The organism is Catenulispora yoronensis, assembly GCF_039531695.1.
Taxonomy (GTDB): Bacteria; Actinomycetota; Actinomycetes; order Streptomycetales; family Catenulisporaceae; genus Catenulispora; species Catenulispora yoronensis.
In genome coordinates, this window is sequence record NZ_BAAAQN010000070.1 from 47054 (window position 1) to 59564 (window position 12511).

Sequence of the window (12511 nt, forward strand, 5' to 3'; positions counted from 1 at the left end):
GCTCACCCGTCCACTGGACGGTGCCGTGCTCAACGCGGCCCGCCCGGACCACTAACCTGTCACCTATGACAGGGCATGGACCGGCGGTCACAGCGGCCGGAAACGCGGCGAGCGCGGGGAGTGACGGCAGCTATTTCAGCGCCTATTCCGTGGTCGGCATCCTCCTGCTCCTGGGTGTGGCCTTCGTGGCGGTCGCCTTCGGTGCGAACCGCCTGCTCCGGCCTTATGCGCCGAGCCCCGAGAAGCTCCTCACCTACGAATGCGGCGTCGACCCGGTCGGCGAGGGATGGGCGCACACTCAAGTCCGGTACTACGTATACGCATTCCTCTATGCGATTTTTGCCGTGGATGCCGTATACCTGTTCCCCTGGGCGACCATCTTCGCCGCTCCCGGCTTCAAGGGCACGACGCTCGCGGAGATGTTCGTCTTCCTCGGCTTCCTCGCGGTCGGCTTGCTCTACGCCTACAAGAAGGGTGTGCTGGAATGGCTGTAGACCTCCCGACTCCCAGCGTAGGTGCTCCGCAGAGCAGTGGAAGCGGCGCCGCCTTAGGGCTCCTCAACAGTGCCGCGCCGCAGCCCATGCGCGTGGTTCTCAACTGGGGACGCCGCTACTCCCTCTGGGTCTTCAACTTCGGCCTGGCCTGTTGCGCGATCGAGTTCATCGCCACCTCCATGGCGCGCCACGACTTCATCCGCCTCGGCGTCATCCCCTTTGCGCCGGGCCCGCGCCAGGCCGACCTCATGGTCGTGTCCGGAACGGTCTCGGACAAGATGGCCCCGGCAGTGAAGCGCTTGTACGACCAGATGCCCGAGCCCAAGTACGTGATCTCCTTCGGCTCCTGCTCCAACTGCGGCGGGCCCTACTGGGATTCGTACTGTGTGACTAAGGGCGTGGACCAGCTCATCCCGGTGGACGTCTATGTACCGGGCTGCCCGCCCCGCCCCGAGGCGCTTCTCCAGGGCATCATCAAGCTTCAGGAGAAGATCGCGGGGGAAGACCTCGCCGCGCGCTATAGCGGTCGCGACCCGCGCAAGGCGCCGCGCCTTCCCTTTACGCGCCGCAATACTAAAGAGCTCCCCAAGGGAACTACAGAGACTGCCGACGCTAAGGCATCCTCTAAGACGATCGCGGACATCATCGCCACGGCACAGGCTCCGGTGTCCTTGCTCCCACCGCGCGAAGACGCCCCGACGGTGATGCTCCCCATCGTGGAGAAGCCGAAGCCGCCGAAGCTTTTCTACCGGCGCTATCCCAAGGAGCTGAGGCGCTCCCGCGACATCGGCCTTAACATCCTCAACCAGAAGCCGGACCCCGACGATGACTGAGCACGAGGCCGAGACCTGGAGCGATGTCCAGGAGACCTTCGGCGAGCGCACCGTCACCGTCGCGCCCGAGGACTGGCTGGCGGCGCTTGAGCGCGCGCGCGACTACGGCTATACGTTCTTCGACTGGCTGTCCGCCGTCGACGAGCAGGACGCCGGGTTCGACGTGTTCGCGCACGTCGCCAAGATCGAGGGCGACGAGAAGGCGACGCGGCTGCTCATCCGGACCCGCATCCCGCAGGACAAGGCGGTGCTGCCGTCGGCGGTCGGGGTCTACCGGGGCGCGAACTGGCACGAGCGGGAGACCGCCGAGATGTTCGGGGTCGCGTTCACCGGGCACCCGAACCTGATCCCGCTGCTGCTGCCCGACGGGTTCGACGGGCATCCGCTGCGGAAGGACTTCGTGCTGGCGGCGCGGGTCGCCAAGGAGTGGCCGGGGGTCAAGGAGCCGGGTGAGGGCGGTGGTGGCGGTTCGCACGGCGCTGCTGCTGCCACGGCTACGGCTACCGGCGCCGGCGCCGGTGCCGGCGCGGCCCGCGGTGCCGCTGCTCGCGGCGCTGCCGGCGGTGCTGCTGCTGGCCGGGCCGGTGGCAAGCCCGCCGCGACTCGCCGCCGCATGGTGCCGCCCGGCGTCCCGGACGGCTGGCTGAAGCCGCTGCCGGAGGCTCCGCAGGCGTCCTCCGACGCGCGGGCCGGCGGCGGTTCCGAAGGGCGTCCCGAAGGCCGCCCCGAAACCCGTCCCGAAACCGGTCCCGAAGACGACTCCGCCGCACGACAGGAAGGCGGAGCATGACCGTCACGGACGCCGTCGTCCGCCTGGCCATCATCCTGGGCTTCTTCCTGGTCGTGCCGCTGCTAGTGGGCCAGATGGAACACAAGGCGATGGCGCACATGCAGTCCCGCGTGGGGCCCATGTACGCCGGCGCCTTCCACGGCTGGGCGCAGCTCGTCGCCGACGGCGTGAAGTTCGCGCAGAAGGAGAGCGTGGTCCCGGCCGCCGCCGACCGCCGCGTGTTCCAGCTGGCGCCGGCCGTCGCTCTGATCCCGTACCTCGTGGTGCTGGTGACGATCCCGATCGGGCCCGGCACGCAGGTCGGGCGGAACCTGGACGCGGGCCTGTTCTTCGTGCTCGCGGTGATGGGCGTCGGGGTGCTGGGCTCGCTGATGGCCGGCTGGGCCAGCGCGAACAAGTACTCGCTGCTCGGCGGCATCCGCAGCGCGGCCCAGCTGATGGCGTACGAGCTGCCGATGATCCTGGCCGCCGCCTCGGTCGCGATGGCCGCCGGGACGCTGTCCCTGACCGGCATCGCCGCGGCCTGGCACTGGTACTGGCTGCCGTGGCAGGTGATGGGCCTGTTCGTGTTCTTCGTCTCCGGGCTGGCCGAGCTGCAACGCCCGCCGTTCGACATGCCGGTCGCCGACTCCGAGATCATCTTCGGCGCGTACACCGAGTACACCGGCATCCGCTTCGCCCTATTCCTGCTGGCCGAGTACGCCGGCATCGTGGTCCTGGCGCTGCTCACCACCGTCCTTTTTCTCGGCGGCTGGCGCGGCCCCTTCTACCTCGGGCTCGGAGCCGCGGGCTTCGGCTGGTTCTGGACCCTGGCCAAGACCCTGCTGCTGGCCTTCCTGGTGATCTGGCTGCGGGTCAGCTACCCGCGCCTGCGCGAGGACCAGTTGCAGAAACTGGCGTGGACGACGCTCATCCCGCTGGCGTTGGCGCAGATCGCGCTGACCGGAATCCTGAAGGTGGTCTGATGGGCGAGGGCAAGAGCGCCGACAAGCCCGACAAGCGCGGCCTGCCGGGCGCGGGCCTGGCCAAGGGCCTGGCCACGACGCTGAAGACGATGACCCACCGCTCGGTGACGGCGCAGTACCCGGACGTGAAACCGGACCTGCCGCCCCGCAGCCGCGGCGTCATCGCCCTGCTGGAGGAGAACTGCACCTCCTGCATGCTGTGCGCCCGCGAATGCCCCGACTGGTGCATCTACATCGACAGCCACAAAGAAGTAGTCCCCGCCGCCGAACCGGGCCAGCGCGACCGCACCCGCAACGTCCTGGACCGCTTCGCGATCGACTACAGCCTCTGCATGTACTGCGGCATCTGCATCGAGGCCTGCCCCTTCGACGCCCTGTTCTGGTCCCCGGAGTTCGAGTACGCCGAATTCGACATCGTCGACCTCCTCCACGAGAAGGACCGCCTCCGCGACTGGATGTGGACCGTCCCGGTCCCGCCACCCCACGCGGAGAACGCAGAACCCGCGAAGGAAGTGACCGCGGCCCGCAAAACAGTCGAGAAGCAAGCCGCCGCCGAAGCGAAGGCAGCCGCCGACCGCGCCGCCGCAGCCGCCCTAGCGCCCAGCCCCGAAGGCGGCACCCCGGCCACACCGCGCCCGCCCGAGGCAGACACAGCGGAAATCCCGAAGATCCGCCCGGACGACATCAACGACACCGCCGAGATCCCGAAGATCACGGTCGAGGCCCCGACCCAGCCGCTGCCGGGTAAGGAATTGTCGGCGGCGCTGAAGGACGAAATCGCGGCTGCGGCTGCCGCTGCGGCGGTGACGCAGCCGATCGATGCTGGGGCTGTTGCGGAGGCTGCGGCGGCTGCGAGCGCGGCTGAAGCTGTTGCTGCTGAGCCGAGCGCCGAAGTGGTCGAGTCGCCTGCTGGTGCTTCGGCTGAGCCAGTTGCCGCCAGCGAGCTGGTCGAGGTTGAGCCGGAGGCTGTGAGCGAAGAAGCTGCGGCTGATGTTGTTGCCGCTGAGCTGAGCACCGAAGTGGTCGAGTCGCCTGCTGGTTCGGAGCCGGAAGCTGCGAGCGTGGCTGAAGCTGTTGCCGCTGAGCCGAGCGCCGAAGCAGTCGAGTCGGCTGAGTCGGTTGCTGTCAGCGAGCTGGTCGAGGTTGAGCCGGAGGCTGTGAGCGAAGAGTCTGTCGCTGAAGCTGCTGCGGCTGAGTCGCTTGCTGATTCAGAGGCTTCGGTTGAGCCGGTCGCCACCAGCGACCAGCCGCCCACCGAGTCCACCGAATCCGCCGAGTCCACCGAATCCACCGAGCCGAAGCCGGCCGCCAAAAAAGCCGCCCGCCCCCGCAAGTCGGCCGCCTCCAAGAGCACCGCCGCCAAAACCACCAAATCCACCCCCCGCAAAGCCACCCCGACCCCCGACCTGACCCCCGACCCAGATCTCGCCCCCGCCCCCGCCTCCGGCGCCGATCCCCCCAAGCCGAAGCCCAAGCCCCGCCCGCGCAAAACCGCGGCCCCCTCCGAGCCCCCGGCGTCCCCCACGCCCGAGGACACTCCGGAGTCCACCCCGGAGGCCGGCGGATGACCACCACCCGGGCCCTCGGCTCCACCACCGGTGTGGAGATCACCTTCATCCTCGTCGGTCTCCTCACCTTCGGTGCCGCTGTGCTGACCGTCACCGTTCGCAATCTCGTGCACGCCGCGTTGTGGCTCGTCGTCGCGCTCGGTGGGCTGGCCGGGTGCTATCTCCTGCTTGCCGCCGAGTTCGTCGCGTGGGTGCAGGTGCTGATCTACGTCGGTGCGGTTGCGGTGCTGCTGTTGTTCGGGTTGATGCTGACCCGGGCGCCGATCGGGCGTACCACCGAGCTCGACTCCAACAACCGTTGGGCCGCGCTGGTTGTCGGGCTGGCCACGGCCGGGGTTCTGGTCACCGTCATCGCTGACGCGGTTCGCAGCACGTGGTTCGATCCGCGCGCGGTCGTCGCCGATGGGACGGCCAAGGCCGTCGGCTCCAGCCTGTTCCAGTACTGGGTGCTGCCGTTCGAAGTGTTGTCCGTGCTGCTGCTCGCGGCGCTCGTCGGCGCGATCGTCCTCTCCCGGCGCGATGTCTCGGACCAGGACCAGTACCAGGACCAGTACCAGGCCCCTGCGGCCCAGGCCCTCACGGAGCAGTCCCCCACCCCGGAGGCCGAGGTCTGACATGCACGCCGTCTCCCCCCTCACCCTCGCCGCGCTCCTGTTCGCCGTCGGCGTCTACGGCATGCTCGTCCGCCGCAACGCCGTCGCCGTGCTGATGGCCGTCGAGCTGCTGCTCAACGCCGTCAACCTGAACCTCGTCACCTTCTCCGCCCTGCTGCGCGACCGGCTGGGCATGGGCCAGGTGTTCACGATCTTCCTCATCACCGTCGCCGCCGCCGAGACCGGCTTGGGCCTGGCGATCGTGCTCATGCTGTACCGCAACCGCGGCACCGCCGCCATCGACGACGCCCGCGAGCTCGGCGAGGACGGCGCCCTGGGCCTCAAGCGCCTGCCGTCCCCGACGCCGCCGGCGGCCTCCGAGAACGACAAGGCGGTGGCCAAGTGAGCCAAGCGAGCACCGTGGCGCTCTGGATCCCCCTGCTCCCGCTGGCGTCCGCCGCCGCCCTCGCGGCCGTCTCGATCACCGAGCGCGGACGCAAGGCCGTGCCGGCGCTGGCCGTCGTCCCCACCGCCGCCGCGGCCGTCCTCACCTTCGTCGTCCTGTTCGGCCACGGCACCGGCGCCGCCACCGAGTCGCGCGTCCGCTACGCCGCCACCGGCGGGCCGGAGCTCTGGCTCGGCGCCCGCGTCGACGGCCTCGCCGCGCTGATCGCGGTCCTGGTCGGCGTCGTCGCCACCGCCGTCCAGCTCTACTCCGTGACCTATATGGCCCACGAGGAGCGCTACACCTCCTACACGGCCCTCATCTCGCTGTTCACCGCCGCGATGCTGGTCGTCGTCTACTCGACCGACCTCCTGCTGCTGCTGGTCGGCTGGGAGGTCATGGGCGCCTGCTCCTACTTCCTCATCGGCCATCACTGGGAGCGCCCCGAGGCCCGCAGCGCGAGCATCAAAGCGTTCCTGGTCACCAAGTTCGGCGACGTCCCGTTCCTGCTCGGCATCCTGTTCCTGGCCCACGGCGCCGGCAGCTTCCGCGTCGAGCCGATCGTCCAGCACGCGATCCACCAGGGCGGCCACGGCTACACCGCGGCCGGCGCGATCCTGCTGATCGGCGGTGTCATGGGCAAGAGCGCCCAGATCCCGCTCCAGACCTGGCTCCCGGACGCGATGGCCGGCCCCACGCCCATCAGCGCCCTGATCCACGCCGCCACCATGGTCGCGGCCGGCGTCTACGTCGTGGCCCGCCTCTACCCGGTGTTCCTGGTGACGCCCGCCGCCCTGTGGATCCTCGCGATCGCCGCCGCCCTGACCGCCGTCACCGCCGCGCTGTCCGCCTTCGCGCAGCGCGACCTCAAGCGGATCCTGGCCTACTCCACGGTCAGCCAGCTCGCCCTGATGGTCGCCGCGCTGGCGGCCGGCGGCCGCGACGCCGCGGTCTTCCACCTGATGTCGCACGGCGGCTTCAAGGCGCTGCTGTTCCTCGCCGCCGGCGTCGTTATCCACAAGGCCGGCACCGGCAACGTCGACGAGCTCAACGCCCACGGCCTGCGCCGCAAGCTCCCGGTCACGTTCGTCACGACGACGATCGGCCTGGCCGCGCTCGCCGGCCTCCCGCCGTTCTCGGGCTTCTTCTCCAAGGAGTCCATCGCCGGAGTGGCCTACGAGACGGCGACCCAGAGCGGTCCCGCCAAGTCGGTCCTGGGCACGCCGCCCAGCGGCATCGGCTGGCTGGTCCTGATCGCGACGTTGTTGACCGGCCTGCTCACCGCCGCCTACTGCCTGCGCACTTGGTGGATGCTTTTTGTGCCGCTGGACCGGGTCTGGCTGCGCCGGGATCGTAAGGCTGCTGAGACGCCTGCTGAAGCCGCAGCCGAGGTCGCCAAAACAATCGTTCCAGCCTCGGAAACCGGTGCGGCCGCTCTGGAAGCCCTGGTCGCCGCCTCCGAGGAGGCGAAGTCCGAACCGGGCGCGGTCGTGGGTGTGGGTGCTGGTGCGGGTACTGGTGTGGAGGAGGGCACGGGCGCAGGTGCCGCTGCGAGCGCGGGTGAGGGCGCGGGCAAACCCAGAACCGGCCCCGAAGCCCCCCTCGCCGAACTCGGCCCGCTCGTCGTCCTCGCCGCGATCACCACGGTCTTCGGCTTCGTCGGCCTCAACCACGGCTGGTTCGCCTCCTGGCTCGGCGACGCCGACGGCAACGCCTACCGCACCGCCGCCGCCGAGGCCGGCAAGCTGATCCAGCCCGCCGACGCCTACCGCCTCAGCCCGGCCCCGCTCTCCACGCTCCTCGCCGTCCTGGCCCTGCTGCTCGGCCTCGCGCTGGTCTTCAGCGCGCTGCGCGCCAAGCCCGGGACCGACCCGAACCGCGTCCTCGGCCTTCTCCGCCGGCCCGCCCGCGAGGGCTTCCACGCCGACGACCTCCAGGACGCCGTCGCCGTCCGCCCGGTCCAGCTCGCCGCCGACGCCGTCGTCTTCCTCGACGCCGAAGTCGTCGACGGCTACGTCCGCGGCAGCGGCACCGCCTCCCGCGCCCTCGGCGAGGGTCTGCGGCGGCTCCAGACCGGCAACGTCCAGCTCTACCTCACCGGGGTGCTGACCGGAGTCGTCGTCATCGCCGCCGCCCTCGGATTCGGAAGGTAGGGAAGCGATGAACGCCCTCTTGCTGGCGACACTGCTGGTCCCGCTCGCCGGGATCGTCGCGCTGTACGCGCTCCCGCGGGCCGTCGCCGAACGGCTCGCCACCCGCCTCGGGTTCTACACCGGCGCCGCCGTGCTGGTCCTGACGATCGTGCTGGCCTGCGTGTTCGACTACGCCAAGACCGGCTACCAGGGCCGCGTGGACTGGAACTGGATCCCGGCCCTGCACGTCAGGTTCCAGCTCGGCGTGGACGGGATCTCGCTCCCGCTGGTCCTGCTCACCGCGTTGTTGTCGGCGCTGTGCTTCTTCTACTCCATAAGGCACGTGCCGGACGGCGGGAGCCAGAGGTCTTATACGGCCCTGCTGCTCATGCTGGAGATCGGCGTGCTCGGCACTTTCCTGGCCGGCGACCTCATTCTGTTCTTCATCTTCTTCGAGATCGTGCTGCTCCCCATGTGGGCGCTGATCGCGAACTGGGGCAGCGAGGGCGCCAAGGCGGCGGCCACCAAGTTCATCCTCTACACCTTGCTCGGCTCGGCCGTCATGGTCGTCGGGTTCCTGGTGGTGTTCGCCTACGCCGACAGCTTCGACATCGCGTGGCTCACGGCGCATGCGCGTTCGGACGTGCCCAAGGGCGCGGCGCTGACCGCGTTCGCGTTGATCGCGCTGGGGTTCGCGGTGAAGACGCCGATGTTCCCGTTGCATACGTGGCTGCCTGACGCCCATACGGCGGCGCCGACCACCGGGTCGGTGCTGTTGGCCGGGGTGCTGCTGAAGATGGGTACTTACGGGTTCGTTCGGATCGCGGTGCCGATTCTGCCGCAGGCTGCTCCGACGTATGCTCCGGCGCTGGCCGCGTTCGGTGTTGTCGGGGTCATCTACGGGTCGTTGGCGTGTCTGTCGATCGTGCGCAAGCCGGATGGCGATCTGAAGCGGCTTATCGCGTACTCGTCGATCGGCCACATGGGCTTTGTGCTGCTGGGCATCGGGTCGTTGACGCCGGTCGGGATGAACGCGGCGCTGTTCGCTTCGGTGGCGCATGGGCTGATTACCGGGCTGCTGTTCTTCTTGGTCGGTGGTCTCAAGGTTCGTATGCACTCGGCGAAGCTTGATGATCTCGGGCGTGCGCTCTATCGGAGGGCGCCGAAGTACGGTGTGCTGCTTGCTTTTGCGGCTATGGCGTCGTTGGGGCTGCCTGGGCTGGCCGGGTTCTGGGGCGAGGTGCTGGCGTTGTTCTCGGCTACCAGGCCCGGGTCCGGGTTAAGGCAGGGGTCGTATATCGCTATGGCGGCGGTCGCGGGGTTGGGGTTGGTGCTGACCGCGACTTATTTGTTGGCCGTTGTGCGGCGGGTTTGCATGGGGCCGGCGGCGGTTGTGGGGGTTGGGTCGGGAGTCGGGTCGGGAGTCGGGTCGGGTACTGATTCGGATGCCGACGGGAGTTCGGCCGAGACAGCCGAGGCAGCCGAGGCAGCCGAGGCGCCTGAGATGACCGAGCTGACCGCCGTCGAGACCGTGACCTGGAGCCCGCTGGTCCTGTTGACGCTGGCCACCGGGCTGTGGCCGGCCATGCTGCTGGGCATCACCAATCCTGCTGTCCAAGTCCTGATGAAGGGAGTCTGACGTGGCGGTCGCCTCCCTCGTCCAGAACATCTCCTACGCGCAGATCGCCGCTCCGCTGGTGGTCGCCGCCGGCGCGGTGATGGTGCTGATCGCCGAGCTGTTCCTGGCTCCGCGCTTCAAGCACGTGGTGTCGTGGCTGTCGCTGGCCGTGCTGGCCGGGGCGGCGGCGCCGGATCTGGCGTTGTGGCCGGGACGGACGCATGGCACGTTCTGCATGCCGCAGAGCGCGATCGGGATGTATGCGTCCGGGCCGAAGACCATGGCGCTGATGCCGGAGACCTGTAGCTACATCGCCGACCGGTTCACGTTGATCTTCCAGTTCATCGCGTTGGCCGGGGCGTTCGTGGTGGTTCTGATGTCGGCTTCGTCGATGAGGCGGGATCGGATTCCGACCGGGGAGTACCACTTCTTGCTGCTGTCGTCGGTGGCCGGGGTGCTGGTGCTGGCCGGGTCGCGGGATCTGATCTCGCTGACGATCGCGTTGGAGACGGTGTCGCTGCCGGCGTTCGCTCTGGTGGGGTTGAAGCGGTGGAGCGGGCGGTCGTCCGAGGCGGCGTTGAAGTTCTTCTTGGTGTCGGTGGCGTCCACCGCTGTGATGCTGTTCGGGATCAGCCTGGTTTATGGGGTCACGGGGAACGTGCACTTCGGTCCGGTCGCGCTGCATCTGGCTGCGGTGCAGGGCGGACCGGTTCGGCATCTGGCGTATCTCGGTGTCGGGCTGACGTTGGTGGGCTTCGGGTTCAAGGTCTCCGCGGTGCCGTTCCACTTTTGGACGCCGGATACGTATGCCGGTGCGCCGGTGCCGATTGCGGCGTACTTGTCGGTGGTGTCGAAGGCGGCGGGGTTCGCGGGGTTGATTCTGCTTACTGGTACTGCTTTCAGTCCGTTGCTGCATAAGACGGGGCCGTTGTTGGCTGTGCTGGCCGCGTTGACGATGACGGTCGGCAACTTGGTGGCGTTGCGGCAGACGGATGCTGTGCGGTTGTTGGCGTGGTCGACGGTCGCGCAGGCTGGGTACATTTTGGTGCCGTTGGCGGCGCATGATCCGGTTTCTTATGTGAAGCATGTCAATGCTTCGATTGCTTACTTGATCATGTACTCGGCGATGAACTTGGGCGCTTTCGCAGTGGTTCATTCGGTGCGGGGTGGTACGGGGTTGGAGGGGTATCGGGGGTTGGTGCGGACGCGGCCGTTGGCTTCGGCGGCGTTGGCGTTCTTCTTGTTGTGCTTGGCGGGGTTGCCGCCGGGGGTTATGGGGTTGTTCGCGAAGGTGGCGGTTTTCGGGGCTGCTGCTGGGTCGCATTTGGTGTGGCTTGCGGTGGTTATGGCGGTGAATGTCGTTGTGGCGCTGTATTACTACCTTGCTTGGGCGGCGCGGTTGTTTGTGGTGCCGGGTGGGGTTTCGGTGCCGGGAGCGGGAGCGGGAGCGGGAGCGGGTGCGGGTGCGGGTGCGGGTGCGGCTGCGGCTGCGGGTGTCGAGGCTGGGAGGACGCCGACGACGCTGCGTATTGCGATCGGGTTGACGGTGCTCGTTGCGGTCGTGTTGTCGGTGTGGCCGCAGCCTGCGCTGGGAGCGTTCTGAGAGCGGCGGACCGGAGAGCCGAGCGGTTGTTCCGCAGGCTCGTCCGGGTCGAGGATCTGCGGCCGAGCCGGACGTATCGGTTCTTGGCTATGGGGTTTGCGGTCGCTGTGCATATGGGGACGGTGGTGGTGCTGGCCGCTGGGTTGGTGCTGGTGGTGGCGTTGCCAAGGACTGTGGCCGGGTGGCTTTTCGGGCCGATGCTGATGTATTTGGCGTACACGCTGCGGCCTCGGATTCCGAAGGCTGATGACGATGTGCGGGTGGTGGAGCGGGTTGATGCGCCGGAGTTGTACGGGCTGCTCGATGAGATAGCGGCGCGTCAGGGTGCTCGGGCTGTGGATCTTGTGACGCTCACTACTGGCGGCAACGCGGCTACGGGTGCTTATGGCTGGCGTGGTGAGCGGCGGTTGAGTATTGGGGTGCCGTTGTGGACGGTGCTGACGCCGCAGCAGCGGTTGGCGATTTTGGCGCACGAGGTCGCGCATGGGGTGGATGGGAGTCTTCAGCGGCGGTTGGTGGGGGTGACGGCGCTGGATACGTTGCATCGGTGGTACGAGGTGGCGCATCCGCTGACGTCCGCGCGGATTCTGCGGAGCCGGCCGCCGAAGCTGCGGAATCTGGTGGATGTGATCGTGCCGCTGCATTTGGTGTATCGCGGGGGCGAGAGTATTTATCGGCGGTCGCAGCCGAGGGCGGAGTATCTCGCGGATCAGCTTGCTGCGGAGATCGCGGGGACCGAGGCGATGATCGGGGCGTTGGAGCAACTGCCGACGTCGCATGCGGCAATGGAGATGCTGCATCGGGCGGTCGACGCGCGGGTGCCTTCGCATCCTTGGCGGTTGGTCGCGGATTTCGCGGCGGGGTTGCCGGGGGAGGAGCGGGAGCGGTTGGCGGTGGAGGATGCGGCGCGGGGGGCTTGTGCGGATGCTACGCATCCTCCGACGCATTTGCGGATACGGATGTTGCGGGAGCGGGGGGAGCGGCGGCGGAAGTTGAGGGTGGGGGCGGTGCGGGTGGATGCGGGGAGGGCGGAGCGGATTGAGGCGGAGTTGGCGCCGGGGGCGGCTTGGTTGGCGGGGCAGGTTACGGCTTGGGCTCGGAGGTAGGGGGGTGGGGTGAGGGGGTGGGGTGAGGGGGTGGGTGGTTTGTTGCACTCCCGACTTCACGGTCACCTACGTGGTGGTGGTTTGGGTGCTGGTTTTTTGGTGTTGGTGGGTGCGGTTGGTGGTGGGGTTGAAGGCTTTTTTGACGACCTTCGGCCATGGTGCTGACTGGTCAGTTGCGGTCCTCGGGTGGGTGGTGCGGTCAGGCTCCGAGAACTGCTGCGCTGTGGGTGAAAACCAAGGTCAAAGACATCCCTGGAGTTAGGGCTGTCAAGTGGTGATGGGTTCGTGCTGGTTTGTCCAGGCGGTGGCTTCGTCGTAGAGGGTGCCGGTTTTCAGGCAGCCGTGCAGGATCCCGACGAGGCGG

Annotated in this window: 9 protein-coding genes and 2 pseudogenes; all 11 read left to right on the forward strand. The window is 68.4% G+C overall.

The features are described 5' to 3' along the window. The first annotated feature begins 65 nt into the window (after positions 1-65). The 11 genes and pseudogenes from ABD481_RS39190 (at position 66) to ABD481_RS39240 (ending at position 12147) form a co-directional block, all read left to right on the forward strand. Entirely contained in the window at positions 66-494 is a 429-nt protein-coding gene (locus ABD481_RS39190; protein ID WP_344670952.1) for an NADH-quinone oxidoreductase subunit A, read from the forward strand. After that, positions 485-1027, forward strand: a pseudogene (locus tag ABD481_RS39195) (NADH-quinone oxidoreductase subunit B); the annotation flags it as partial. The gene ABD481_RS39190 and the pseudogene ABD481_RS39195, both read left to right, overlap by 10 nt. A 292-nt stretch (positions 1028-1319) precedes the next feature. Then, complete coding sequence (locus tag ABD481_RS39200; RefSeq protein ID WP_344670953.1) at positions 1320-2117, forward strand: NADH-quinone oxidoreductase subunit C; 798 nt, start codon at positions 1320-1322, stop codon at positions 2115-2117. Further along, entirely contained in the window at positions 2114-3082 is a 969-nt protein-coding gene (locus ABD481_RS39205; RefSeq protein WP_344670954.1) for a complex I subunit 1/NuoH family protein, read from the forward strand. Before ABD481_RS39200 ends, ABD481_RS39205 begins: the two co-directional genes overlap by 4 nt. Then, positions 3082-3732, forward strand: a pseudogene (locus tag ABD481_RS39210) (NuoI/complex I 23 kDa subunit family protein); the annotation flags it as partial. The gene ABD481_RS39205 and the pseudogene ABD481_RS39210, both read left to right, overlap by 1 nt. Before the next feature lie 914 nt (positions 3733-4646). Then, positions 4647-5264: an NADH-quinone oxidoreductase subunit J family protein gene (locus tag ABD481_RS39215; RefSeq protein ID WP_344670955.1), complete on the forward strand. Its 618-nt coding sequence runs from the start codon at positions 4647-4649 to the stop codon at positions 5262-5264. A gap of 1 nt (position 5265) precedes the next feature. Next, positions 5266-5649 (forward strand): NADH-quinone oxidoreductase subunit NuoK, encoded by a 384-nt coding sequence (nuoK, locus tag ABD481_RS39220; protein ID WP_344670956.1) that lies wholly within the window; start codon positions 5266-5268, stop codon positions 5647-5649. After that, positions 5646-7841 (forward strand): NADH-quinone oxidoreductase subunit 5 family protein, encoded by a 2196-nt coding sequence (locus ABD481_RS39225; RefSeq protein ID WP_344670957.1) that lies wholly within the window; start codon positions 5646-5648, stop codon positions 7839-7841. The genes nuoK and ABD481_RS39225 overlap by 4 nt, the downstream gene beginning before the upstream one ends. A 7-nt stretch (positions 7842-7848) precedes the next feature. Beyond that, positions 7849-9459 (forward strand): complex I subunit 4 family protein, encoded by a 1611-nt coding sequence (locus ABD481_RS39230; RefSeq protein WP_344670958.1) that lies wholly within the window; start codon positions 7849-7851, stop codon positions 9457-9459. Between the two features lies 1 nt (position 9460). After that, complete coding sequence (locus tag ABD481_RS39235; protein ID WP_344670959.1) at positions 9461-11041, forward strand: NADH-quinone oxidoreductase subunit N; 1581 nt, start codon at positions 9461-9463, stop codon at positions 11039-11041. Between the two features lie 113 nt (positions 11042-11154). Then, on the forward strand, positions 11155-12147 hold the full coding sequence (locus ABD481_RS39240) for a M48 family metallopeptidase (RefSeq protein WP_344670960.1): 993 nt from the start codon (positions 11155-11157) through the stop codon (positions 12145-12147). Positions 12148-12511 lie beyond the last annotated feature (364 nt).

What these genes read in the sequence shown, in the direction of transcription:
- ABD481_RS39190 (WP_344670952.1), top strand. Translation starts at nt 66, where the DNA reads ATGACAGGGCATGGACCGGCGGTCACAGCGGCCGGAAACGCGGCGAGC.
- ABD481_RS39230 (WP_344670958.1), top strand. Translation starts at nt 7,849, where the DNA reads ATGAACGCCCTCTTGCTGGCGACACTGCTGGTCCCGCTCGCCGGGATC.
- ABD481_RS39200 (WP_344670953.1), top strand. Translation starts at nt 1,320, where the DNA reads ATGACTGAGCACGAGGCCGAGACCTGGAGCGATGTCCAGGAGACCTTC.
- ABD481_RS39205 (WP_344670954.1), top strand. Translation starts at nt 2,114, where the DNA reads ATGACCGTCACGGACGCCGTCGTCCGCCTGGCCATCATCCTGGGCTTC.
- ABD481_RS39240 (WP_344670960.1), top strand. Translation starts at nt 11,155, where the DNA reads ATGGGGACGGTGGTGGTGCTGGCCGCTGGGTTGGTGCTGGTGGTGGCG.
- ABD481_RS39215 (WP_344670955.1), top strand. Translation starts at nt 4,647, where the DNA reads ATGACCACCACCCGGGCCCTCGGCTCCACCACCGGTGTGGAGATCACC.
- nuoK (WP_344670956.1), top strand. Translation starts at nt 5,266, where the DNA reads ATGCACGCCGTCTCCCCCCTCACCCTCGCCGCGCTCCTGTTCGCCGTC.